The sequence below is a fragment of the Streptomyces sp. AM 4-1-1 genome (genome assembly GCF_029167625.1).
GTDB lineage: Bacteria > Actinomycetota > Actinomycetes > Streptomycetales > Streptomycetaceae > Streptomyces.
In genome coordinates, this window is sequence record NZ_CP119145.1 from 1,605,099 (window position 1) to 1,629,465 (window position 24,367).

A 24,367-nucleotide genomic window follows, 5' to 3' on the forward strand; every position below is an offset into this window, starting at 1 on the left:
ATCGCGGCGAGGGCCGCACCGGCGGTTCGCCGGTGCGGCCCTCGTATGTGCCACATGTGCCCGCGGCAGGGGCGGTCGGTCAGGCGGTGGTACGGCGCCGACGCGCCATCACGACCACGCCGGCGCCGGTCGCCACGACCAGGCCCGAGGCGGCGAGCAGCGCGCCGGTCGGGACGTCAGAGCCGGTCGACGCGAGAGCGCCCGAGCCGCCGACGGAACCGCCCACCGTGCCGCCGCCGTCCAGCGAGCCGCCGCCCACGGTGCCGCCGTCGCCGGCCGAACCGCCCGCCGAACCGCCGGACGTGCCACCGGTCGTCGAGCCGTTGTCGCCCGAACCGCCGGGCAGCTGGGCGTCCTTGTCCAGCGCGACGGTCACCGTCAGGGCGTCGAGCTGCTCGCCCGCCTGGTACATGCCGCCGAACGCCTTCGTACCGTCGGCGGTGAGCGTCGCGGGGACGCCGGACAGGGTCACCACGCCGCCCTTGGCGGCGAGCTTGCCCGCCGGGAGCTTGAGATCGGCGACGGCCAGACCGGTGTAGGAGGAGACCTCCTTGGTCTTCCGGTCCTTGGTGGAGACGTCGGCGACGAGCTTGCCCTTGCCTCCGGCGACGTCGATCCTGACGTTGGTGAGGGAGAGGTCGAGCGTGTAGACGCCGTCCTCCTGGTGGCCGAGGAAGCGCACCTTGCCGCCGAACTTCGCGGCGAGGACCTGCTGCTTCGCGTCGAAGCTGCCGGTGGCGTCGGGGAAGCGGTAGCCGTCGCCGGAGGCGGTGGCACCGCCGGACAGCTCGACCTTGCCGTTGGCGATCGGGCCCGTGACGTACGTACGGAAGGACTTCCTGACGCCCCAGTCCATCGTCCCGTTGACGATCGCACCGTCCTCGGCGGCCGGCTTGGTGGCCGAGACGGACGGGGAGGGGGTCGGGTCCGTGGTGGGCTTCTGCGTCGGGTCCGGCTTGTCCGTCGGCTTCTCGGTCGGCCCGTCCGTCGGCTTCTCGGTCGGCCCGTCCGTCGGCTTCTCGGTGGGCTTCTCGGTCGGCTTCTGCGTCGGGTCGGGGTCGGCGGGCCGCACGGCGGTCACCGAGAGGGTGGCCGGGTCGAGCGCGTCGCCCTCCTTGTACTGGCCGTTGAACGCGTCGGAGCCCGCCTTCGTCAGCGTGGCCGGGATGTCCTTGAAGACCATCACACCGTCCGCGCCCTGACCGGGCCGCACGGCCGACAGGTCGAGTGCGGCGACCGCGACGTCGTTCTTGGTGCCCTCCGGGGTGGCGACGTCGGCGGTGATCGCACCGTTCGCGCCCGAGGTGGAGACCTTCACGTCCGTCATCGTGATGTCGAGGACGCCGTCGTGGGCGTAGAAGTTGACGCTGCCGTCGAAGGCGGTGTCGGTGGCGTGGCTGGTCGTGTCGTACGCGCCCTTGCCCCCCGTGAAGGTGAAGACGCCGTTGCCCGCGGCCTGGGTGACGCCGTCCTTCACGGTGATCTTCCCGCCCGCGAAGGGCGAGGCGAGGTACTTGCGGAAGGACTCCTTGAAGCCCCAGTCCAGCGTGCCGTCCTTCAGCTCCCACTTCGCTGCGGCGGCGGTGGTACCGGTGCTGTCGGCGGCGAGGGCCGGAAGGGCGAACGCGGTCGCGCCGAGCGCGGCGGCCGTGGCGACGGCCGCGGCGAGAGCTATGGGGCGGCGGGTGGCTGCCATGGTCGATGGTCTCCTCATGAACGGACGAGCGGAACGAACGGAAGGGGGTCGAGATGGGGTGGTGGCGCGGGGGGTGAGGAAGTGGGGTCAGCCGGACTGGCGGGTGCGGCCCCGGCGGGCCCAGAACACCGCGCCGGCCGCGCCGATGAGCACGACACCTCCGGCGACGGCGGCGTAGGTGCCGGTCCGGGAGTCCGACGAGGTGGACGCCGAGGCGGCGGCCGGCGCGGGGGTCGCGGCGGCGCTCTCCTCCACGGGCGGGGCGGACGGTTCGGCGGCGCTGCCCAGGTCGGGCAGGGCGGGGAGCTTCGCCTTCGTGTCGACGGCGACGGCGAGGGAGACCGGGTCCATCGCGGTGCCCGCCTTGTAGAGGGAGCCGAACGCCTTGGCGCCCCCGGCGGTCAGCGTCGCGGGTGCCTCGGTGAGGGAGGCGAGGCCGTTCTTCGGCGCGAAGTCCTTCGCGGTGAAGGTGATGAGCGGGACGGCCTTCTCGGTGGTGCCCGCGTTCACGACGTCCGCGGAGAGCGTGCCCGTGCCGTCCTTCACCCGGACGGCGACCCCGGCCAGGGTCAGATCGAGGCCCTGGGCCCCGGTGAACCGGACACTGCCCGCGAAGGAGGCGTCGAGGGTCCGCTTCTTCGGGTCGTACGTGCCCTTCCCCTTCGGGAAGCGGAACAGCGCGCCGCCGTCCTGGGCCCCGCCCGCCAGGGTCCACTTCCCCTGGCCGATCGAGCCGGTGACGTACTCGCGGTAGGTGCGGCGCACACCCCAGTCGACGGCGGCGTCCGTGAAGGCGCCCGCGGTCTCCTTCGGCTTCGCGCTCTTCTCTGCCGCGTCCTTCTCCGCCTTGTCGCCGGGGGGCTTCGGGGTGTCCCCCTTCTTCCCGGCGGGGGCCGAGGTGTCGACGGAGAGGCTGATCGGGTCGAGCGGGGTGCCCGCCGTGTAGTAGCCGGCGAAGGCCCGCGCGCCCTGTGAAGTGAGCGTCGCCGGGATGTTGTTGAGGGCGATCGGGGTGGAGCCGCCCCGCATGTCGATCCCGGAGAGACGGAGTGTGGCGAGCGGCACCTGGGAGGCGGAGCTGACACGGCCGCTCCCCCGGTCCTTGCTGACCATGTCGGCGTAGACCGTGCCGCCTCCACCGCTGATGCGGACGGTGGGGCGGCTGATCGTCAGATCGAGTTCGTACGAGCCGTCGGCCTTCTGGTGACCGCGGAAGCGGACGCCGCCGGAGAAACCGGACTGGAAGGCGCCGCTCGCGGGGTCGTAGGAGCCGGTGGCGGAGTGAAAGCGGAACTGGCTTCCACCGACCGTGGCGGCTCCCCCGGTGAGGTTCCAACTGCCGTGGGCGATCGGGCCGGTGACATAACTCTGGAACGAGGACTTGATGCCCCAGTCGAGTCGGCCGCCCTGCACCGTGCGGCTCGCCGCTTGCGCGGCCGTGGCGGGGAGCAGGGCTCCCAGCAGTACGGCGAGAAGCGCGACGGCGAACGCGCGGGCCGGTCTGGACGGCAACATCAGTACCCCTCCAAGGTCTGGTGGACCAGGTAAGGCTAACCTAAGCTACGTTCAGCCGTGTCGGTACCCCTACCGTCACATCAACCCCAAAACGTCACCCTCCACCGCTGCGGGACGCGGTACGGGCCGGACGAGCAGAACGACAGGACGGTGTGCCCAGTGCGCTTCCAGGAGGACGTGGCCCGACCGGGCCTGAGCGCGCGAAGGACCGCGCGCGGGCCACGAGGCCGTGGACCGGTGAGCGCCCTGGTGGCCGTGGTCGCCCTCGCCCTCGCCCTGACCGGCTGCGGCGGCTCGGACTCCCCGAAGGCCCAGGTGGCGGGCGCCGCGTCCGCGACGGCCGACCGGATCGAACCCCTTCCCGTACCGGAACCGGAACTTCCGGTCACCGTCACATCGGCGGACGGCACCCGCACCACCATCACCTCGGCGGACCGTGTCGTCCCGCTCACCGGCAGCCTGAGTGAGATCGTCTTCACGCTCGGGCTCGGTGACCGGGTGGTGGCCCGCGACATCACCGCCACCTTCGAACAGGCCGCGAAGCTCCCGGTGGTGACGCGCGCCCACGACGTGTCGGCCGAGAGCGTGCTGTCGCTGAGGCCGACCGTCGTCCTGGCCGACACCACCACCGGCCCGGCCGAGGCCATCGACCAGATCCGTGACGCGGGCATCCCGCTCGTCGTCGTCGAACCCGCGAAGGAACTCGCCGACGTCGGCCGCCGCATCGACACCGTCGCCCAGGTGCTCGGCGTCAAGGCGGCGGGCACCACCCTGAAGACGCGCACCCAGGCGCGCGTCGACGCCGTGCGCAAGACCGTCCCGGCGCCGAAGGACGGCAGGAAGCCGCGGGTCGCCTTCCTCTATCTGCGCGGTTCCGCCTCCGTCTACCTGCTGGGCGGCCGGGAGTCCGGCGCGAGTTCGCTGCTCGAAGCGGCGGGCGCGGTGGACGCGGGCAAGGCGTCCGGGCTGAGGAAGGACTTCACCGCCATCACCAGCGAAGCCCTCGCCAAGGCGGCGCCGGACGCGATCCTGGTGATGAGCAAGGGACTCGACTCCGTCGGCGGCGTCGACGGACTGGTGAAGATCCCGGGCGTCGCCGAGACCCCGGCCGGCCTGGACCGCCGGATCGTCTCCATCGACGACGGGGTGCTGCTCAACTACGGGCCGCGCACCGACCGGGTGCTCACCGAACTCGTCGAGCAGCTCTACCCGAAGAGCGGGGCAGGCGCGTGACGACCTCGTACGACGAACGCACCCGCGCGACCCCCGGCGCCGGGACCCCGCCCCCCGCCGGGCCCACCGGGAAGAGACGCGGCACCGCCTTCGCCCTGACCGCCGGACTGCTCGCCGCCCTGATCGTGTGCTGTCTGCTCTCGGCCGGGCTCGGCGCGTACAACATCCCGCTCGGGGACGTCGTCTCCTCCTTCCAGCACCGGATGGGCCTCGGCGGCTCCGCCCTCGACCGGGTCGGCGAGAGCGTCCTGTGGAACGTCCGGCTGCCGCGCGTCGTCCTCGCCCTGCTCGTCGGGGCGTCCCTCGGCTGCGCGGGCGCGCTGATGCAGGGCGTCTTCGGCAACCCGCTCGCCGAACCCGGAGTCATCGGGATCTCGGCGGGGGCGGCGGTCGGCGCGGTCGCCTCGATCGCGCTGGGGCTGAGCTTCTTCGGCAACTGGACCATCACCGTCTGCGCGTTCGCCGCCGGACTCGCGACCGTACTGCTCGTGTACACGCTGTCGCGCTCCGGCGGGCGGACCGAGGTCGTGACGCTGATCCTCACCGGGATCGCGGTCAACGCCTTCGCGGGCGCCCTGATCGGGCTGTTCATCTTCTTCGCCGACAACGCGCAGATCACCCAGATCACCTTCTGGCAGCTCGGTTCGCTGGCCCAGGCGACCTGGCCCAAGGTCCTCGCCGTGCTGCCGTGCGCGGTACTCGGACTGCTCGTCGCCCCTTTCTACGCGCGGAAGCTGGACCTGCTCGCGCTCGGTGAGCGCCCCGCCCGCCACCTCGGGGTGGACGTCGAACGGCTGCGGATCGTGCTGGTGCTCGTCGTGGCACTGCTGACGGCCGCCGCCGTGGCCGTCGCCGGGATCATCTCGTTCGTCGGGCTGCTCGTGCCGCATCTGCTGCGGATGGCGAACGGCCCCGGGCACCGCTTCCTGGTGCCCGGCAGCGCGCTGGGCGGTGCGCTGGTGCTGGTCGCGGGCGACCTCGCGGCCAGGACCGTCGCCGACCCCGCCGAGCTGCCGCTCGGTGTGCTCACCGCGCTCTTCGGCAGCCCGTTCTTCTTCTGGCTGCTCCGCAGGACCCGTCGCAAGCAAGGTGGTTGGGCATGAGGACCGCGAACGCCCTGAGGAATCTGTTCCGGACCCACGGCAGGGAGCTGCCCTCCCCCGTCCCGCACGGCTCCGCCGTCGCCGAGGTGCGCGCCCTGCGGGTGGGGCTGGGGGGACGGCCGGTGCTCGACGGCATCGACCTGACGGCGTACGCGGGTGAGGTGCTGGCGCTCGTCGGCCCCAACGGCGCGGGGAAGTCCACCCTGTTGGCCGCACTGGCCGCCGATCTGTCCGCCGAGAGCGGCGAGGTCCGGATCGACGGGCGCCCGGCCACCGGCTGGACACCGCCCGAGCTGGCACTGCGCCGGTCCGTGCTGCCGCAGTCCGCCGCGCTCTCCTTCCCGTTCCCGGTGGAGGACGTCGTACGGATGGGCAGGGCGCCCTGGTCCGGCACGGACCGCGAGGACGAGGACGATCCGGCGGTCGCCGAGGCGATGGCGGCCACCGAGGTCACCGAGTTCGCCGCCCGCCCGTTCTCCGCGCTGTCCGGCGGCGAACGCGCCCGGGTCGCGCTGGCCCGGGTGCTCGCCCAGCGCGCCCCGCTGCTGCTGCTCGACGAGCCGACCGCCGCGCTCGATCTGCGCCACCAGGAGCTGGTGCTGCGGATCTGCCGGGAGCGGGCCGCCGCCGGGGACGCGGTCGTCGTCGTGCTCCACGACCTCGGACTCGCCGCGGCGTACTCCGACCGGGCCGCCGTGCTGCACCACGGGCGGATCGCGGTGGTGGGGCCGCCCGCCGAGGTGTTCACCGGGGAACTGCTCGGAGAGGTCTACCGGCAGCCCGTCGAGGTGTTCCCGCATCCGCGGACCGGGGCGCCCCTCGTCGTCCCGAAACGGGCCGCTTGACCGCCACTTGACCCTTCGGTGGGTCGTCCATGGGTCGGATGTGATCGGCCCGTACCCCTGCTTCGCAGGTGAGAGCTGAATCACTGCCAAGTGGGGTACCGAGGAGGTAAGCCTCGGCTAAGTTAGGTCCGCCTCACCCGGCTTTGTCCGGCCTTCTCCGCCCCACCGTTCACTCCTCGCCCCGCCCCCTCCGTTCACTCTTTCGTCCCGTGTGGAGTCCGTATGCGACCGGTCCGTTCCTCCGTCGTCACCGCCGTCGCGGCCGTGGCCGCCCTGACCGCCGTCACGGGCTGCGCCGAGAAGAGCGACGGCAAGGGCGACGGCGCGGTCCAGGTCGTCGCCAAGGACGACTCCTGCGAGGTGTCGAAGACGAAGCTGCCCGCCGGCCATGTCGAACTCGCCGTGGAGAACAAGGGATCGAAGGTCACCGAGGTCTACGTCCTCTTCCCGGACGACCGCATCGTGACCGAGCGCGAGAACATCGGCCCCGGCACCAAGGCGAACATCACGGCCGAGATGAAGGCCGGTTCGTACGAGGTCGCCTGCAAGCCCGGCATGAAGGGCAAGGGCATCCGCCGGAAGATCGAGGTGACCGGCGGCGCGGCGGCCAAGCGCAGCCCGGAGATGGACAGGGCCGTCGCCGGTTACCGCACCTATGTGCAGGCCCAGGCGGACGAGACGCTGCCGAAGGTCAAGGTCTTCACGGAAGCCGTCGCCGCGGGTGACATCGAGGCCGCGAAGAAGGCGTACGCCGAGTCCCGGATCGGCTGGGAGCGCACCGAGCCGGTCGCCGAGTCCTTCGGTGACATCGATCCGAAGGTCGACGTCCGCGAGGACGGCCTGGAGGCCGGGCAGAAGTGGACGGGCTGGCACCGCCTGGAGAAGGCGCTGTGGCAGGACAAGAAGCTGGGCGCCGAGGAGAAGGCCCTCGCCCCGGTCCTGTACAAGGACCTCGCCGACTGGCAGAACCGGGTCGGCCGGGCCGACATCACCCCGACCTCGATGGCCAACGGCGCCAAGGAGCTGCTGGACGAGGTCGCCACCGGCAAGGTCACCGGCGAGGAGGAGCGGTACAGCCACACCGACCTGGTCGACTTCAAGGCCAACGTCGAGGGCGCTGAGCAGTCGTACCAGCTGCTGAAGCCGATCGCCTCGAAGAACGACGCCGCGCTGACCGCCTCCCTGGACAAGCGGTTCGCGGCGCTGAACACGCTGCTCGACAAGTACCGCGCGGACCGGAACGCGTACGACTTCACCTCGTACGAGAAGGTCGGCAAGGCGGACCGCAAGGAGCTGTCGGACGCGGTGAACGCGCTCGCCGAGCCGCTGTCCAAGCTGGCCGCGGCGGTCACCAAGTAACGCGTCACGGAGCGAGAACGACGAGCGAGGAGGCACCGCGCATGGCCGAGTCCGTGGACCCGGGAGACGTCGTCGCCGAGGGTGCCGGACCGCCGTCCCGCCGCAGGCTGCTCGGCTGGGGCGGCGCGGGTCTCGCGCTGGGCGCGGTGGCCGCGGGCGGTACGGTCGCCGCGGTACGCCCCGGCGGAGGGTCCGAACCGGCCGCGGACAGTGGCGCGGCGGTGCCGTTCCACGGGGAGCACCAGGCGGGTATCGCCACCGCCGTGCAGGACAGGCTGCACTTCGCCGCGTTCGACGTGACGACGCGGGACCGGGCCGAGCTGGTCGCCCTGCTCAAGGAGTGGACGCGGGCCGCCGAGCGCATGACGGCCGGGCACGCCGTCGGCGAGGGGGCGTACGGCGGTCTCGCCGAGGCGCCGCCGGACGACACGGGTGAGGCGCTGGGGCTGAAGCCGTCCCGGCTGACCCTGACCGTCGGGTTCGGGCCCTCGCTGTTCACCAAGGGCCGGTTCGGTCTGGAGGACCGCCGCCCCGATGCGCTGACCGATCTGCCGAAGTTCCCCGGGGACAATCTGGAAGCGGCCCGCAGCGGCGGCGATCTGTGTGTGCAGGCGTGCGCGGACGATCCGCAGGTGGCGGTGCACGCCATCCGCAACCTCGCCAGGATCGGCATGGGGCGTACCGCGATCCGCTGGTCGCAACTGGGCTTCGGCAAGACGTCGTCGACGACGCCTGGCGCCCAGACCCCGCGCAACATGATGGGTTTCAAGGACGGCACCCGGAACATCTCCGGTGACGACACCGCCGCCCTGGACCGCCACGTCTGGGTCGGCGCGAAGGACGACGCCGGCTGGATGACCGGGGGTTCGTATCTGGTGGCCCGGCGCATCCGGATGCACATCGAGACCTGGGACCGGGCCCCGCTCCAGGAGCAGGAGGACATCTTCGGCCGGGACAAGGGCGAGGGGGCGCCGGTCGGCAGGGCGAAGGAGCGCGACGAGCCGTTCCTCAAGGCGATGCTGCCGACCGCCCACGTGCGCCTCGCGCACCCGGACAGCAACGGCGGCGCGACGATCCTGCGGCGCGGCTACTCCTTCACGGACGGCACGGACGGCCTCGGCCGGCTCGACGCCGGGCTGTTCTTCATCGCCTATCAGCGTGATGTGCGCAAGGGCTTCATTCCGGTACAGCGCGGCCTCGCGGCACACGACGCGTTGAACGAGTACATCCAGCACGTGGGTTCGGCCGTCTTCGCCGTCCCGCCGGGCGTCCGTGACAAGGACGACTGGTGGGGCCGGACGCTGTTCTCGTAGCGGGACTCGTGGCAGAAAGGGAACCGAAACGTGTTCAGCAACTTCTTGATCGGCCTGCGTGAGGGCCTTGAGGCCAGCCTGGTCGTCTGCATCCTCGTCGCGTACCTGGTGAAGACCGGCAACCGGAGCAAGCTGCCGCCGATCTGGTTCGGTGTCGGTATCGCGATCGTGGTGAGTCTGGCGTTCGGCGCCGGGCTCGAATTCGGTTCGCAGGAGATGACGTTCAAGGCACAGGAGGCGCTGGGCGGTTCGCTGTCGATCGTCGCGGTCGGCCTGGTGACGTGGATGGTGTTCTGGATGCGGCGCACCGCGCGGCACCTGAAGACCGAGCTGCACGGCAAGCTCGACGCGGCGCTGGCGATGGGCACGGGCGCGCTGGTCGCGACGGCCTTCCTGGCGGTCGGCCGGGAGGGCCTGGAGACGTCGTTGTTCGTGTGGCGCGCGGTGCACGCGGCGGACGACGGCTGGCATCCGATGGTGGGCGCGCTGCTCGGCATCCTGGCGGCCGTGGTGCTGGGCTGGCTGTTCTACCGGGGCGCGCTGCGGATCAACCTGGCGAAGTTCTTCACCTGGACCGGCGGAATGCTGGTGGTCGTGGCGGCGGGGGTGCTGGCGTACGGGGTCCACGACCTCCAGGAGGCCGAGTTCCTGGGCGGTCTGCGGAACACGGCGTTCGACATCAGCTCGACGATCCCGCCGGACAGCTGGTACGGGACGCTGCTGAAGGGCACCTTCAACTTCCAGCCGGACCCGACCGTTCTCCAGGTCACGGTGTGGGTGCTGTACCTGGTCCCCACCCTCGCGCTGTTCCTCGCCCCGGTAGGGTTCGGACGGTCAGTGGGTGCGACGGACCAGAAGGCGCAGAAGGCAACTGATGAGAAGGCTGAGGCCGGTTCGGCGGACGGCGCTGCTCGCGGCGGCGACGGTGCTGGGCGTGACGGCGAGCGGGTGCGCGACGATTCACGGCGAGCGGGCAGTCGTGCCGGCGGCGACGAGGGCTGAGGCCGCACGGGCCCTGGAGACCTTCACCTCCGCGTACAACAAGGCGGACAGGGCCTACGACCCGGCGCTGGACGCGGGCGTGGTGACGGGTCCGCTCGGCGCGATCAACCAGGCCGGTCTGAGGTCACGGCAGAAGAGTTCGCCCGGCGGCAACAAGAACCACCGCCCGCTGGAACTGACCGACGCCACGTACATCATCCCCAAGAAGGCGGGCTGGCCCCGCTGGTTCGTCGCGAACACCGACGCCAACCGTGACCAGGGCGACGGGAAGCCGGCGACCCGCTGGCTCGTCACGTTCGTGCGGTCGGGTCCGGACGCCGTGTGGCGGGCCGCCTATCTGACCGTCCTGCCGCCTTCCGACATACCGGAGTTCGACCTCGACGACGACGGATGGGCGAAGCCGGTCGCCGTGGACGACACGGAACTGGCCGTCGCGCCGGGCGACTTGAGCAAGCAGTACACGCGGTATCTGCAGACCGGGGCGCCGGACGTCTTCGCGCCCGGTCCTTCGACCTCCCAGTGGCGGGATGTACGGCGCGACACCCGCAGGGCGGGCTTCTCGTACCAGTACCTCGACCAGGCCCTGGACACCGGGGCGTTCGCCCCACTCGGGCTGGCCGCCAAGGACGGCGGGGCGCTGGTCTTCTTCAGCAGCAAGCACTTCGAGCGGCAGACCGCGGCGAAGGGACTGCGTCCGCCGGTCAACGACGACGTGGCCGCGTTGCTGACCGGTGAGGTCGGCAGCAGCCTCACGAAGGAGCGGATCTCCAGTCAGACGGTGTACGTGCCCGTCCGGGGCGCGGCGGGGGGCGCGAAGGTGGGCGTGCTGAACCGGCTGTCGGGGCTGACGGCGGCGAAGGGCTCGTGAGCGTCGGCGGCGTGGTCGCGCGACGGCCTGCCGGGTCTCGGCTCGGCTGCGGGTGCCGGTTCGTCTGCCGGTTCGTCTGCCGGTGCCGGTGTGTGGGCGCGCTGAGGCGCGGCGGCGCCCGGGGCGCGCACTGACGCACAGCGCACAAGGCTCATGCGGGGCACAGGCTCCTGCGGGGCACGGGGCTCACGCGGGGCGGCTGACGCACGTCGCACGCGCGGCACAGGGCTTGTGGCTTACGCGGGGCGCACAAGGCTCACGCGGGGCACGGGGCGGCTGACGCACGTCACACCAGGCTTACGCGCGGCACAAGGCTTACGCGGGCACGGGGCGGCCCGGTGCGGCGGGCCGGTCCCGGGCCGGGCGGCGTTCCGCTCCGGGTCAGCGGCTGAGCGGCCAGGCCACCGCGTCGTGGTCGAGGTCGCTCTGGTCGGCGGTGTCCGCGTACTGCGCGCAGGCGTCGGTCAGCGTCTCCAGCAGCGTCAGCGGATCGGGCAGGGGGTTCTCGGGTCCGCGAATCCAGTGCACGTCCAGCTCACCGGGGAGCCGGGCGGGCGGCAGGAGCACATAGCTGCCCCGGCAGTGCCAGCGCAGTCCCGGGTGCTCGTCCATGGTCTCGGGGTGGCAGTCGAGTTCGCACGGCCACCACTCGTCCTCGTCCTCCGGGGTGCCCCGGGTGGCGGCGAAGAAGAGCATCCGGTCCTCGCCGGACTGGGCGACGGGACCGACCTCGATCCCCGCCGCGAGCAGCCGCTCCAGTGCCTGGCGCCCCGCCGTCAGCGGCACGTCGAGGACATCGTGGATCAGGCCGGTCGCGGTGATGAAGTTGGCCAGTGGCTGGCCCGCCGCCCAGCGTTCGATCTGGGCCCGGTCGGTCGTGGACTGCGTCTGCCAGGCGAAGGAGATGGGGTGCCTGGCGGGGGTGGGACAGCCGACGCGTTCGCACGAACATCGGTAGCCGGACGGGTGGGCGGCGGGTGCGATCGGCATCCCGGCCTCGGCGACCGCGAGGAGCAGCGCCTCCCGGGCGGCCGACTCGTCGGCCTCGCTCCGCCGCTCCTTGGGCCGCCGGCGAAGCCATTGGGAAATCCTGCTCTCTGTGCCGCGATAACGGCCGGAATCGGCGCCCATCAATCCCCTCACTTCAGCGTTGCCCCCGTCCATGGTCCCACCATCCTGCGCCTCGGGTGGCCGGAGTCTCCAAGCGGGGTGCGTGGGCCGTCGCGCCGAGGTGGGTGCTATCACCCCCAATAGCATGGAATGCCGGTCATCGGGTCCAACCGACGCGGGGTGTCGACGCAGGTGGGAAGGACGCCGGGGCCGTCACGCCCGGGTGGCCGGAACCGATCGTCACATGCGGGAACCACCCGATCGGTGCACAGCGCGCGTCGACGGTGTGACACCGCGACGTTCCGCCGTGCCACGGGAAAGGCCCGCCTCCCGTGGCTCCTCAGACGGGGTCCCCGGCCTCGCCCGCCTCCCCGTCCTCGGTGCGCGGCGGCCAGCCGTCACCCCAGGCGATGTCCCTGGCCTCGCGGTACAGGGCACCGTGCCGCTTGGTGACCGTGTCGCGGCGCAGCGCCTCGTCCCTGGTGCACAGGTCGAGCAGCACCTGGCCCTTGCGGATCTGCGGCTTGCGGGTGACCCGGGCGCGTACCGGCTCGGGGTCGAACCGGGTCGCCACGACATAGCTGAACTTCTCGTCCTCGTACGACAGCGAGCCGCCCTTCACCTGCCGGTGCAGCGAGGAGCGGCTGACCCGGGCCGAGAAGTGGCACCAGTCCGTGCCCGGTTCGATGGGGCAGGCCGCGTCGTGCGGGCAGGGGGCGGCGACGCGCAGGCCCGCCGCGATCAGCAGGTCGCGGGCCTCGATGATCCGGGCGTAGCCGTCGGGCGTGCCCGGTTCGACGATCACCACGGCGCGGGCGGCACGGGCGGCGGCGGTGACGAGGGAGGTGCGGGCGGCGGGGGTCAGTTCCTTGAGCACGTACGAGACGGTCACCAGGTCCGTGGGGGCGAGTTCCGGACCGGCGCCGATCCGGGCCCGCTGCCAGCGCGCGGCCTCCAGGGCCGGGACGCCGGAGGTCCCGGCGAGTTCCCTGCCGAGGGCGAGGGCGGGTTCCGACCAGTCCAGGACGGTCGTCGCGGGACCTTCCCAGGCACCCGCGACGGCCCAGGTCGCCGCGCCCGTGCCGCCGCCGATGTCGGTGTGGTCGGCGGGGACCCAGCCGGGGGCGGCCTCGCGGAGCGCGTCGAGTGCGGCCCGTACCGCTTCGAAGGTCGCCGGCATCCGGTACGCGGCGTACGCGACGACGTCCGAGCGGTCCCGCAGCACCGGGGCGTCGGTGGGCGTGGTGCCCCGGTAGCTGGCGATCAGCCGGTCGACGGCCTGGGCGGCCTGGCTGGGCGGCAGCCCGTCGAGCAGCCCGGCGAGGGCCGAGCGCAGCGCGTCCGCGGTGGAGAGGGTGACGTTCACCGCCGAATTGTAGGCGGAACGGGGCGGCGGCCGGGTCCGGCGGGGACCCGCCCGGCCCGGCCCGCGCCGGGCGGCCCCGCGATTCCGGTCAGCGGGCGGCCGTGGCCCCGGGCGACGGTCAGCGGGCGAGCGCGGTCCCGGGCGACGCTCAGCGGGCGGCCGTGGTCCGGGACGTCTGGTGCTGCCACGGCCGGCACAGGCCCACGAAGCTGGCGACCGCGCCGAGCGCGCACACCAGTTGCACCACGGCCATCGGAACGGCCGTGTGCTCCCCGGCGATACCGACGAGCGGCGAGGCGACGGCGCCGATCAGGAACGACGACGTGCCGATCAGCGCGGAGGCGGAACCCGCCGCGTGCTTGGTGCGCATCAGTGCCTGCGCGTTGGTGTTGGGAGCCGCCAGCCCCATCGCGGACATCAGCACGAACAGCCCGATCGAGATCGGCACCAGTCCCATCTCACCGAAGACCCCGGCCGTCATCAGCAGCAGCGCGCCGGCCGCGAGCACGATGGCGGCGAGCCCGACGGCGAGCACCTTGTCCAGGTCGAACCGGCCGACGAGGAACTTGCCGTTGATCTGGCCGACGATGATCAGACCGATCGAGTTGACGCCGAAGAGGATGCTGAAGGTCTGCGGGGACGCCCCGTAGATCTCCTGGACGACGAACGGCGACGCGGAGATGTACGCGAACAGCACCGCGAAGGCGAGGCCGCCCGCGACCGTGTATCCGGTGAAGACCCGGTCGGCGAGCAGTCCGCGCATGGTCCGCAGGGCGTCCCCGACTCCGCCGCTGTGCCGCTGCTCGGGCGGCAGGGTCTCGTGCAGCCACTTCCACACGACGAGGGTGAGGAGCACACCGACGACGGTGAGGACGACGAAGATGCCCCGCCAGTCGGTGATCCGCAGGACCTGTCCGCCGATCAGCGGGGCGACGACCGGCGCGACGCCGGAGATCAGCATCAGCGTCGAGAAGAACCTCGCCATCTCGACACCGTCGTACAGATCACGCACGACGGCGCGGGCGATCACGATGCCCGCGGCGCCGGCCAGGCCCTGGAGGAGCCGGAAGCCGATGAGCAGTTCGGCGGAGGGGGCGAAGGCGCAGATCGCGGTGGCGACGATGTAGACCAGCATGCCCAGGAGCAGCGGACGGCGTCGCCCCCACCGGTCGCTCATGGGTCCGACGACGAGCTGGCCGAGCGCCATCCCGGCGAGGCACGCGGTGAGGGTGAGCTGGACGGTGGCGGCCGGGGCGTGCAGTACGTCGGTGACCTCCGGCAGCGCGGGGAGGTACATGTCCATGGAGAGCGGGGGCAGTGCGGTGAGCCCACCGAGCACCATGGTGACGAGGAGACCGGCGCGGCGGGCGGCGACGTCGGGCGCCTTCGTGGTCGCCGCGGTTCCGGGCCGGGACAGGTCTCCCGGGGGGTCGGGTACGGGCACGGATGTGCCTTCAGGGGCCACGTGGGCTTCGGGGGTCCCGGGCCCGAACGCGTCGGTGGTCCTGTCCGCGACCGCGTTCTCGCAGGTGGATATGTGTGCTCGCTGGTCCCGGCTCGCGCCGTTGTCCGGCATTCTCATCTCCATGTCGTTGAATCCACATCCATGTTCTCAGCTCGGTCCGCGTGGTAACCACCGTTTCCAGCAGTGGGCATGAACAAGACAGTCCGTTGGGGTGTTCTGGCGACGGGCGCCATGGCCGCGACCTCCAGGCACGCCCAACGCCCGGGAGGAGCGGGAACTCGTCACGCTCGGCCGGCGCCGCGGCGCCTTCCTGACGGAGCCATGCGGACGTACGCCGACCCGGTCGATCGGCGCCCGACCGAGCTGGTCGGGGACGGGACCGTGGGTGAGATCCGTTCGAGGCCGCCGAGGTGACGCGGTGTCCGCGGGCGGGCGCGGCGCAGTCGCCGCTGGTGCCGCTGGACGGCACGCTCGCCGTGATGCGGACGCTCGACGCGGTACGGGACCGGATCGGCGTCCGCCACCCGGCCGACGCGGACCGGCGGACGGGGCCGGCGCCCCGGGTCCGAGGCGCGCGGCCGGGAGCCGGTGGGGCCCGGACCGGTCCGCCGCGGGGAGTCCGTCCGGGCCGAGCGGCCCTGGTACCGGCCACGGCGCCAGGGCCGCTCCTGGCAGGCCCCGCCGGTCACGGGCCGCCAAGGGCTGTTCCGCCGAGGATCACCGGGCACCCACCCCTCAGGCGGGCGTCAGCCCCGGGTTGCCCGCCTCCGTGACGAACGAACCCGCCGTGCGCACGGGGGCACCGGGCGTGGTGACGGCGGACACCGTGCGGTAGTCGGCCCGGGCGTGTTCGGTCCCGAGCGTGACCAGGACGTAGCCGCGCCGCCCGTTGTAGAACTTCATGTGCGGGTTGGCGCGCATCTGGTTGTTCCAGTTGGACGGCGTGTCCGATCCGTCCTTGCCGCTGGTGACGGAGGTGGCGACGATCTCCGTACCGACCGTGCGGGACGACGGGTCGTCGAAGTCCTTCTTGAGGTCGAAGCCGTAGCCGACGTGCACGTCGCCGGTCAGGACCATCAGGTTGGCGATCCCTGCGGCCTCCGCCCCGGCGAGGACGCGCCGCCGGGAGGCGGGATAGCCGTCCCAGGCGTCCATGGACAGCTTGAACGCGTCGGTCGGCACGTCGCGCCGCTGCGCGAACGTGACCTGCTGGGGTACGACGTTCCACCGGGCGCGCGAGGCGTGCCAGCCGTCGATCAGCCAGCGCTCCTGGGCGGCGCCGGTCATGGTGCGTGACGGGTCCTCGGACTCCGGGCCCGGCTTCTGCCAGCCGTCCCCGTACGCCTGGTCGCTGCGGTACTGCCGGGTGTCGAGGATGTCGAACTGCGCGAGCCGCCCGAACCGGAGCCGACGGTAGAGCCGCATGTCCGGACCGGTGGGCCGCTGCGGGGTGCGCAGCGGCTGGTTCTCCCAGTACGCGCGGTAGGCGGCGGCCCTGCGCAGCAGGAACTCCTCCGGCGGTACGTCGTTCTCGGGGGTGTCGCCCGCGTAGTTGTTCTCGGTCTCGTGGTCGTCCCACGTCACGACGAAGGGGTGCGCGGCGTGGGCGGCCCTCAGGTCGGGGTCGGACTTGTAGAGGGCGTACCGCAGGCGGTAGTCCTCCAGGGTGACCGTCTCGCGGTTGAAGTGGGCGGGGAGTCTGCGGTCGGTGTAGGCGCGGGCCCCGCCGGTCGCGGTCACCGCGTACTCGTAGAGGTAGTCCCCGAGGTGGAACACGGCGTCGACGTCCTCGTGGGCGAGGTGTCCGTACGCGGTGTAGTAGCCGTCGTGGTAGGCCTGGCAGGAGACGGCCGCGAGGCGGAGCGAACGGTTGTCGGCGCCCGGGGCGGGCGCGGTGCGGGTGCGGCCCACCGGGCTGGTCCAGGCGCCGGCGCGGAAGCGGTAGTAGAAGACGCGGTCGGGATCGAGACCGCGCACCTCGGCGTGCACGCTGTGGTCGAACTCCGGGTGGGCGGTCGCCGACCCGCGCCGGACGACCCGGCGGAACCTCTCGTCGCGGGCGAGTTCCCAGCGCACCTGGACGCGGGCGCGGGGCAGTCCGTTGCTCGCCTCGTAGGGGCGGGGCGCGAGTCTCGTCCACAGCAGGACCGAGTCGGGCAGCGGGTCACCGGAGGCCACGCCGAGGGTGAACGGGTCCTCCCGGATCTTCCTCGGGTCCAGCTCGGCGGCGCTCGCGGCGCCCGCGGCGGGCAGCTCGACGGCGAAGGCGAGCGCGGCGGCGGCTCCGGTGACGGTGAGGAACCGGCGGCGGCCGAGACCGAGCCGCTGGGCAGCCGCCCGCAGCTCTGCCGAATGGGCCTGTCGGCCGGGCGTGCGGTGAGCGTGTGCGGATGTCATGTTGCCCTCCCCTGACGGCTGGTGTCAGAGGTATTGCATTGCGGGCGGACAACCGCACGCTGTCGTGTACACAACATTCTTATGGCCACCCGATGATCTTCACGTGTCGTGCCCTCAGCACTGGCGGCACCGCATGGACCTCTACCGTACGAAGCCGGAGCGGCGGCGCCAACTCCGTTCCAAATGCACGGACTTGCAGGTTTTCCGACAACCTGACGGGGAGGCACCTTTACCCCGTATGCTCACGCTTCCCGGTATTCACGGAAACCACACGCAAGGAACACACACATGCGCATAGGCAGCGCTGCGCCTCTCGCACTGGCAGCGGCCACCGCCCTGGCGGGCTCGCTCCTCGCCACCACCCCCGCCTCGGCGGCCACGCACCAGGGCGGACTGCACCTCGGGAAGATCCAGTACGACAGTCCGGGCAAGGACACCCGGACGAACGCGTCCCTCAACGCGGAGTGGGTCGACATCCACAACAACGGCAGGACGAAGATCCAGCTCAAGGGCTACCGGCTGAAGGACAACACCGGATACACGTACACCTTCGGCAGCTACACCATCGCCGCGGGAAAGACGGTCAAGGTCCGCACCGGCAAGGGCAAGAACGCCTCGGGCAGCGTGTACTGGAACCGCGGTTCCTACGTCTGGAACAACACCGGGGACAAGGCACGGCTGATCAAGCCGGACGGGAAGCTGCTGGACTCCTGCTCCTGGACGAAGGCGAACAAGGGCACCCAGAACTGCCACTGATCACCACGGCCGACCGGCTGAGCAGCTGAGCAGCTGAGCGACCGACCGGCCGACCGGCCGACCAGTCGCCGCGCGCCGGTGCGCGAGCCGTACGAGCCGCGCGCCAGTGCCCCTGGTCCGCGCGCTCCCCCGCCGGCGGCGGCCGGCCGCCGCGTGCCCCGGTCCGGGAGTCATCCGGACCGGGGCACGGTTGACGTGGCGCAGGGCGGGACCTGAACGACCGCATCCGCCGCACACCATCGACCGGGGGCGATGCCCCCGGCTCCGGCGCCCGGGGCGGCGCCGCTCGACGGTCGTAGTCTGGGGCGCAGCAGCCGCTTCCACCTCAGGAGTCGTCGATGTCCGTCCGCCGGGTCGTTCCGAATCTGTCGACCGGGGCCATGGCCGAGAACGCCGAGTTCTACGGTCTGCTGGGCTTCGAGGAAGTCATGAACCACGGCTGGATCATGACCCTCGCCTCCCCCACCAGCCCTGCCGCCCAGGCCAGTTTCATGACCGCCGACAGAACGGCACCGGTCGCGCCGGACCTGAGTGTCGAGGTCGACGACGTGGACGCGGCGTACGCGGTGATGCGCGAGGCGGGTGCGGAGATCGTGCATCCGCTCCAGGACGAGGAGTGGGGGGTGCGGCGCTTCTTCGTCCGCGATCCGGACGGGCGTGTGATCAACGTACTGGGTCATCGCTGACCGGCGGGAGCGGCGCACCAGGGATCGGCGTAGCGGGGATCGGCGTAGCGGGGATCGGCGTAGCGGGGATCGGCGTACCGGTTGATTCGGGGATACGCCGGTCGGGGAAGCGGCTGAGCGCGGAGGCGGGGCGGGGAGTTCCGGGAGGGGTGCGGGGTCGCGTCCGTCGTTCCTCGTCCCTGTGCCGACGTACCGCCGTACCGCCGTACCCTCAAGCCGTCATGCCGTCGACCGCGCCATCACGATGCGGGTGATCTCGACGCGTGACTTGGCGCCGAGCTTGCGGTAGGCGCGGGTGAGCGCCGCCTCCACGGTCTTGACGCTGAGGACCAGACCGGCCGCGATCTCGCGGTTGGTGGCGCCCTGGGCGACGCGTGCGACCACGTTGCGCTCGGTCGGGCTGAGGCTTTCGGACCAGGAGCCTCCGTCGGGGAGCCGGATCGGACCGTCCTCGACCCGGTCGCGTTCGGCGCGGACCACGGAGACCCCGGTCCTGGCGCCCGCCCTGGTGTAGATCCGCAGGGCCTCCGTGAACGCGGCCTGGGATGCCCCGGCGTCGCCCAGACGACGGCGGACCCGTCCCAGCGCCAGTCTGGTGCGTGCCTCCTCCATGGGGTACCGGGCGGCGTGGAGGCGGGCCGCCGCGTCCTCGAATCCAGCTGCCGCCGCGTCGAGTTCGCCGCGGGCCTCGCTGACGGCGGCCGCCGCCCGGTCGAGCGTGGCGACGACGCCGGACCGTCCGAGCCGCCCGGCCTGGAAGCGTGCCCGGGTGATGACCGCGTCCGCCTCGTCCGTGGCGCCGCTGCGTGCCAGGGCCTCCGCCAGGTCGGCGTGCCAACGCCGCGTCGCGGGGTCCCGCTGCCCCTGCGCGGTCTCCATCTCGCCGGTGCGGCGCAGCAGTTCGGCCGCCTGCGCGCTCTGACCGCTGAACAGCCGGACCCGGCCCTCGGCGTGCAGGGCCCGGGGGAGGAAGAGCCGGTCGTCGTCGTCCTCGCTGTGCTGTCTGGCCGCCTCCGCCGCGGCCAGCGCCTGGCTCAGGCTGCCGCCCGCCGTCTCGGCGAGCGAGACCGCGTACCAGGCGGGTCCCTGGCTGAGCCCCGCCTGTTCGGCGATGCGCAGGCTCTGCCTCGCGATGGTCAGCGCCTGTCGGCACCGGCCGCGCTGGATCTCCACCTGGGCGAGGCCGATCAGGCACTGGCTCAGACAGTCCGCCGAGCCCCGTTGCCGCAAGGTGTAGACGAGGGTGCGCAGTTCGTTTCTGGCCTCGTCCAACTCGTCATGCACCAGATGGAATCGGTGCTTGAGGTAGATCGGGCCGTTGTGGTGGGTCATGGCGTACACGTCGTGCGGTTCGGCGAGCGCGGCGGCCAGGGTCTCCTCCGCCTCCGGGAACCCCAGGAAGAGTTCCAGGGCTGCCTGTTGGGTCAGCGCCAGCAGCTCGGTGCGCCGGTCCCCGGTGCGCGCCGCGAGCCCGGTGGCGCGGACGGCGTGGCCGTGGGCGCGGGCTGCCGAGCCTCCCACCATCCACTCGCGCCAGCTCATGCGGTAGTGGAGCTGGGCCAGCAGTCCCGGGTCCCGGCCCGCGTCGCGCATCGCCTCCGGGAACACGTCCGTGATCTCGGACATCGCCTGACCGCAGGAGTCGACGACCACGTTCCAGGCGCGTACCCGGTCGGCGGGCCGTTCGGCGTCGCCCAGGACCTCGTACGCGAGCTGCCGGGCGAAGTCGAGGTCCCCGGCGTCCAGCCCGTCCTCCGCGGCGGTGAGCCGGCGGTCGGTGTCGACGCCGGTCTCGTCGGCCGGGGTGTGTTCCGCGGCGAGCCGGCCGAGTCTCGCCGCCGTTCCCGGCGCCCCCCGACGGCGCGCGGCGGTGGCCGCGTCGGCCAGCCGGGCCGCCACCGCGGAGTCGGGCCCCTCGGTGAACCGGGCGAGGTGGTGGGCGCGTTCGACCGCGTCGTCGGTCGCGTCGGCCAGTGCGCGGTGGGCGTTGATCCGCAGTTCGTACGGGGTCTCCGCCTGGAGCACCATCGGCGTCAGCGGGTCCAGGAAGGTGATGGTTCCGTGGTCGGGCGCCTGGAGGATGCCGTGGCGTACGCAGGTGTCGATGTCGGCCGACGCGTGGTAGCAGCCCGCGCGTTGGAGCAGTTCCACCGTGGGGCGGACGGCGGCGCTCGCGGTGACCAGCGCCTGGCGGGCGCTCGCCGGGAGGGCGTCGATCCGGTCGAGTACCGGCCGGCGCAGGGACTCGGGAACGGGCAGGGGTTCCGCCAGGTCGGGCAGGGTGCCCCCGGTGACGCGGACGTGCTCGCCGAGAGCGGAGCTGAGTTCCAGTACCGTACGGGGATTTCCGCCACCGGTCCGGTGCAGGCGGGCGAGGAGCGGCCGGGGCCAGACCGGTTCGTCGTGCCCGTCGAGCAGTTCGGCGGTCTCGCGTACGGTCATGGGCGGCGCCGGCACCGTGAGTACCGGCCGCGGACACAGCTCCCGCGCCTGGGCGCTCCCCAGCTCCCCGGGGCGGGCCGCGGAGGGGCCCGGCCGGGCGTCGGCCTCGTGTCCGTGGCCGTCCGTGCGCAGGGCCACGAGTACCGCCGGTCCGGGGCCGGCGCGTCTGGCGAGGAAGACCAGGATCTCCGCTGTCGGCGCGTCCAGCCACTGGGCGTCGTCGACGACCAGCAGAAGCGGACCGGTGTCCGCCAGCAGGGTGAGGACCTTGCGGACGGCGACGCGCAGGACGAGCGCGTCACGGCCGCCGGTCGGATCGGTCCCGGCGGGCGGCGTGCTCCGCAGGAGCGCTCCTTCGAGCACGGCCCGCTCGTGGGAGCCGAGTCGGGCGAGGACATCGTCCCCGACGGCGGCCAGCAGGTCGATGAGCCCGAGGAAGGGGCTGTCCCGCTCGGAGGGGGACGGGGAACAGCGCAGGATTCGGTGGCCCCGGTCGCCCAGCTCCCGCGTCAGCCGGGACACCACCGTCGTCCGGCCGATGCCCGGCGGCCCGGTGAGGAGGACGCCGCCACCGTCCGCGAGGTGGTCCCGGACGGCGCCGTGCAGGGCGTCCCTGCCGACGGCTCGGCGGCGGGGCGGCCGGGGGTCTGCCGGGGTCTTCGCCAACAGGGTGGTCGGCTCAGTCATCGGGGCCCCTCCGCACACAGCCTCGTCCACGCTCCGAATCGGATCATGAACCTGCCACTCGTCATGCCGCGCCGAATGTAGGACTGTCCTGGACGAAGGTCAACACCTCTTGGGCGCTTGCGGGTTCGGGCCGGGCATACGACCGGGCCGGCAGTGGGGAGACTGCCGGCCCGGTGGTGTTCAGGTGCGCGGACGGAGGGACGCCCGGTCACGCGGCCGTGGCGGCCCCGTGTCCGGTGACGGCCGTGTCAGTGACACGGCCGCTCCCGGGTGTCCGGTTTCAGCAGGCTCCCTGGTCCTTCCAGACGGCCCAGGAACCGGGGGCGTCCGGCTGGGCACCGGTCGAGTACCACTGAGAGGCCCAGGTGTGACCGTTGTACGAGACCTGGTCACCCGGCGAGTAACTGCTGGTCGCGTTCCAGGCCGGCAGGTTGCCGCAGCCCTGCGGCGGGTTGCCGCCGCCGGTGGTGATGGTCCAGGTGAACGTGGCCTCACCGGTGGCGTTGTCGGTGTTCTTCGCCGTGACCTTCACGGACGAGGTGCCGGCGGTGGTCGGCGTACCCGTGACGCGGCCGGTGGAGGCGTTGATCGTCAGTCCGGCGGGCAGGCCGGTGGCGCTGTAGGTCAGTGCCTTGCCACCCGGGTCGCTCGCCTGGATCTGCAGGGAGACCTCGGTGCCGACGGTGCCGTTCTGGTTACCCGGGCTGGTCACCGAGGGCGAGCCGGGCTGGCTGTTGCAGCTGCCGGGGACCGGGTCGGCGCCGGTGACGCTGACCGCCGCCCAGGCGGCGTCGATGGTGTTGTACTCGGTGCAGTGGGCGCCGTAGAGGTCGGCCGCCGCGCGCAGCGAGTCGGTGCGGGCCTGGTGGAAGTTCTCCCGGCTGTTGGCGTAGGAGGCCAGCGCCTTGTACCAGATCTTGCCGACCTTGTCGTTGCCGATGCCGGTGACCGTGGAGTTGTTACAGGTCGGGCTGTTGCCGTAACCGTGGTTGCCACTGCCGACGGCGGCGAGGAAGAACCAGTGGTTGAGCGGGCCCATGGAGTAGTGCGGGTCCAGGTTGCCGTTGTTGCTGCTCCAGCAGTCGGGCGACTGGCCGTCGAGCGAGGGCTGGTTCATCCAGCGCAGCGGCTGGTTGTTGCCGCTGATGTTGATCAGCTCACCCATGGTGTAGTCCGGCGGGTCCACCGGGTTGTTGGCGTAGAACTCGACGAGGGTGCCGAAGATGTCGCTGGTGCCCTCGTTCATGCCGCCGGTCTCGCCGGTCTCGTCCCAGCCGGTGAGCGCGCCGCTCACGCCGTGGCTCATCTCGTGGCCCGCGACGTCGAGTTCGACCAGCGGACGGGCGTTGCCCTGGCCGTCCCCGTACGTCATCTGGCTGCCGTCCCAGAAGGCGTTCACGTACGCGTTGCCGTAGTGGGTCCGGGAGGGGACGCCCCTGCCGTCACCGAAGATGCCGTTGCGGCCCTGGGCGTTCTTGAAGTAGTCGAACGTCATCGCCGCGCCGTAGTGGGCGTCGACAGCGGCGGACGCGGGGTCGCTGTTGGACCCGTTGCCGAAGTTGCCGGTCGAGTTGGTGAAGGTGGTGCCGGTGCCGTTGGTGGCGTGGTTGAGGTTGGTCGTGTAGCCGTTGCCGTGCGACGGGTCCTTCATCGCGTAGCTGCTGCCGGACTGCGTCAGGTCGATCGAGACCTTGCCGCTGTAGATCGACTGGCCGGTGCCCGCGGTGTTGAGGCCGGAGGCGGGCTTCTGGGCGGCGGCGACCGAAGCGGCCACACGCGCGTCCCCGGAGGCCGCGAAGGTGTGCACCTCGTCGTTGGTGCGCACGACCTTGCCGGACCTGGCGTCCACCAGGACGTGGAGGCGGCTGGGCGTCTGGTCCGCGCGGACCCCGCTGACGACGCTCTCCCACACGAGGGTCGCCGCGCTGCCTTCCATCTGCACGGCGAGCTTCGGCGTGGAGACCGAGTCGACACGGCCCTCGAAGGCGCCCTTCGCGGCCTTGGTGGCGCCGGAGGCGGCCAGTTCGGGCTTGGTGGACACGGCCCCCGACGTCTGCGAGCCGGTCGCCAGCGACTCGTACGTCCCGTCCTTCTTCAGGCGTACGACGACGTCACCGCCGTAGGCCGGCAGGCCCTTGTACTTCCGGTCGAACCGGACGGAGGCGGAGCCGTCGCGGTCGACGGCCACGTTCCTGACCGCGAAGACGTCTCCGTCGGCCTGGTGCGCGGCGCCCGCGTGGGCCGCCAGCGCCTTCTGCGCGTGGTCCGCGACGCGGCTGCGGACCTCGGGCGTCGGGTCGGTCGTGAAGGGGGCCGCGGCGAAGGCGCTGGGCCCGGCCGTGGGCGTGGGCGCCGGCGCGGGGGCCGCGAGCGCCACGGGAAGGGCGATGGCGGAGGCGGACACGCACGCCAGTGTGGCCGTCAGGAGCCGGGCGGTTCTTGGTATGTACATAGGAGCGGGGGTTTCCTTTCACCTCATACACGGAGGCCGCGGCCGCTGGGTCGCGTGGGCGGTGACGGAGCC

At 72.2% G+C, this 24,367-nt stretch carries 17 protein-coding genes and 1 pseudogene; 10 read left to right on the plus strand and 8 right to left on the minus strand.

The genetic code is table 11. The features are described from left to right. Positions 1-79: 79 nt before the first annotated feature. Positions 80-1,696 carry an HtaA domain-containing protein gene (locus tag PZB75_RS06700; RefSeq protein WP_275534365.1) on the minus strand — a complete coding sequence of 539 codons (1,617 nt, stop codon included), beginning with the start codon at positions 1,694-1,696 and terminating at the stop codon, positions 80-82. Between the two features lie 87 nt (positions 1,697-1,783). Further along, positions 1,784-3,211 (minus strand): HtaA domain-containing protein, encoded by a 1,428-nt coding sequence (locus tag PZB75_RS06705; RefSeq protein ID WP_275534366.1) that lies wholly within the window; start codon positions 3,209-3,211, stop codon positions 1,784-1,786. Positions 3,212-3,403: 192 nt separating this feature from the next. Here PZB75_RS06705 and PZB75_RS06710 point away from each other — a divergent pair, with 192 nt between their 5' ends. The 7 genes from PZB75_RS06710 to PZB75_RS06740 all read left to right on the plus strand — a co-directional run bounded on the left by PZB75_RS06710 (position 3,404) and on the right by PZB75_RS06740 (position 10,934). Continuing rightward, positions 3,404-4,444 (plus strand): ABC transporter substrate-binding protein, encoded by a 1,041-nt coding sequence (locus PZB75_RS06710; RefSeq protein ID WP_275538617.1) that lies wholly within the window; start codon positions 3,404-3,406, stop codon positions 4,442-4,444. Further along, positions 4,441-5,547 carry an iron ABC transporter permease gene (locus PZB75_RS06715; protein WP_275534367.1) on the plus strand — a complete coding sequence of 369 codons (1,107 nt, stop codon included), beginning with the start codon at positions 4,441-4,443 and terminating at the stop codon, positions 5,545-5,547. Before PZB75_RS06710 ends, PZB75_RS06715 begins: the two co-directional genes overlap by 4 nt. Further along, positions 5,544-6,392, plus strand: coding sequence for a heme ABC transporter ATP-binding protein (locus PZB75_RS06720; protein WP_275534368.1), 849 nt, complete (start codon positions 5,544-5,546; stop codon positions 6,390-6,392). Before PZB75_RS06715 ends, PZB75_RS06720 begins: the two co-directional genes overlap by 4 nt. Positions 6,393-6,614: 222 nt before the next feature. Continuing rightward, entirely contained in the window at positions 6,615-7,751 is a 1,137-nt protein-coding gene (gene efeO, locus PZB75_RS06725; RefSeq protein ID WP_275534369.1) for an iron uptake system protein EfeO, read from the plus strand. A 41-nt stretch (positions 7,752-7,792) separates the two neighbouring features. Next, complete coding sequence (gene efeB, locus PZB75_RS06730; protein ID WP_275534370.1) at positions 7,793-9,064, plus strand: iron uptake transporter deferrochelatase/peroxidase subunit; 1,272 nt, start codon at positions 7,793-7,795, stop codon at positions 9,062-9,064. A 30-nt stretch (positions 9,065-9,094) separates the two neighbouring features. Beyond that, complete coding sequence (gene efeU / locus PZB75_RS06735) at positions 9,095-10,066, plus strand: iron uptake transporter permease EfeU (protein ID WP_275534371.1); 972 nt, start codon at positions 9,095-9,097, stop codon at positions 10,064-10,066. Continuing rightward, positions 9,948-10,934, plus strand: coding sequence for a hypothetical protein (locus PZB75_RS06740; protein WP_275538618.1), 987 nt, complete (start codon positions 9,948-9,950; stop codon positions 10,932-10,934). Before efeU ends, PZB75_RS06740 begins: the two co-directional genes overlap by 119 nt. A 381-nt stretch (positions 10,935-11,315) precedes the next feature. Here PZB75_RS06740 and PZB75_RS06745 read toward each other — a convergent pair whose 3' ends face one another. The 3 genes from PZB75_RS06745 to PZB75_RS06755 all read right to left on the minus strand — a co-directional run bounded on the left by PZB75_RS06745 (position 11,316) and on the right by PZB75_RS06755 (position 14,986). After that, positions 11,316-12,065 carry a bifunctional DNA primase/polymerase gene (locus PZB75_RS06745; protein ID WP_275534372.1) on the minus strand — a complete coding sequence of 250 codons (750 nt, stop codon included), beginning with the start codon at positions 12,063-12,065 and terminating at the stop codon, positions 11,316-11,318. A gap of 319 nt (positions 12,066-12,384) precedes the next feature. Continuing rightward, positions 12,385-13,410 (minus strand): small ribosomal subunit Rsm22 family protein, encoded by a 1,026-nt coding sequence (locus PZB75_RS06750; protein ID WP_275534373.1) that lies wholly within the window; start codon positions 13,408-13,410, stop codon positions 12,385-12,387. A gap of 148 nt (positions 13,411-13,558) precedes the next feature. Continuing rightward, positions 13,559-14,986 (minus strand): multidrug effflux MFS transporter, encoded by a 1,428-nt coding sequence (locus tag PZB75_RS06755; RefSeq protein ID WP_275534374.1) that lies wholly within the window; start codon positions 14,984-14,986, stop codon positions 13,559-13,561. A gap of 284 nt (positions 14,987-15,270) precedes the next feature. Here PZB75_RS06755 and PZB75_RS06760 point away from each other — a divergent pair. After that, positions 15,271-15,408: pseudogene (locus PZB75_RS06760) on the plus strand (gfo/Idh/MocA family oxidoreductase); the annotation flags it as partial. A 202-nt stretch (positions 15,409-15,610) separates the two neighbouring features. On the opposite strand, the gene PZB75_RS06765 reads toward PZB75_RS06760, so the two are convergent. After that, positions 15,611-17,272 carry an alkaline phosphatase D family protein gene (locus PZB75_RS06765; RefSeq protein WP_275534375.1) on the minus strand — a complete coding sequence of 554 codons (1,662 nt, stop codon included), beginning with the start codon at positions 17,270-17,272 and terminating at the stop codon, positions 15,611-15,613. Between the two features lie 288 nt (positions 17,273-17,560). On the opposite strand from PZB75_RS06765, the gene PZB75_RS06770 reads away from it, so the two are divergent. Together PZB75_RS06770 and PZB75_RS06775 are read left to right on the plus strand one after the other, a co-directional pair. Further along, positions 17,561-18,028 carry a lamin tail domain-containing protein gene (locus tag PZB75_RS06770; RefSeq protein WP_275534376.1) on the plus strand — a complete coding sequence of 156 codons (468 nt, stop codon included), beginning with the start codon at positions 17,561-17,563 and terminating at the stop codon, positions 18,026-18,028. A 338-nt stretch (positions 18,029-18,366) separates the two neighbouring features. Continuing rightward, positions 18,367-18,714: a VOC family protein gene (locus PZB75_RS06775; protein ID WP_275534377.1), complete on the plus strand. Its 348-nt coding sequence runs from the start codon at positions 18,367-18,369 to the stop codon at positions 18,712-18,714. A 219-nt stretch (positions 18,715-18,933) separates the two neighbouring features. Here the strand turns inward: PZB75_RS06775 and PZB75_RS06780 are convergent, their stop codons facing one another. Both PZB75_RS06780 and PZB75_RS06785 read right to left on the minus strand, forming a co-directional pair. After that, on the minus strand, positions 18,934-21,843 hold the full coding sequence (locus tag PZB75_RS06780) for an AAA family ATPase (protein ID WP_275534378.1): 2,910 nt from the start codon (positions 21,841-21,843) through the stop codon (positions 18,934-18,936). A gap of 280 nt (positions 21,844-22,123) precedes the next feature. Beyond that, a complete protein-coding gene (locus PZB75_RS06785; RefSeq protein WP_275534379.1) occupies positions 22,124-24,247 on the minus strand; it encodes a M4 family metallopeptidase in 2,124 nt (707 codons plus the stop codon). Positions 24,248-24,367 lie beyond the last annotated feature (120 nt).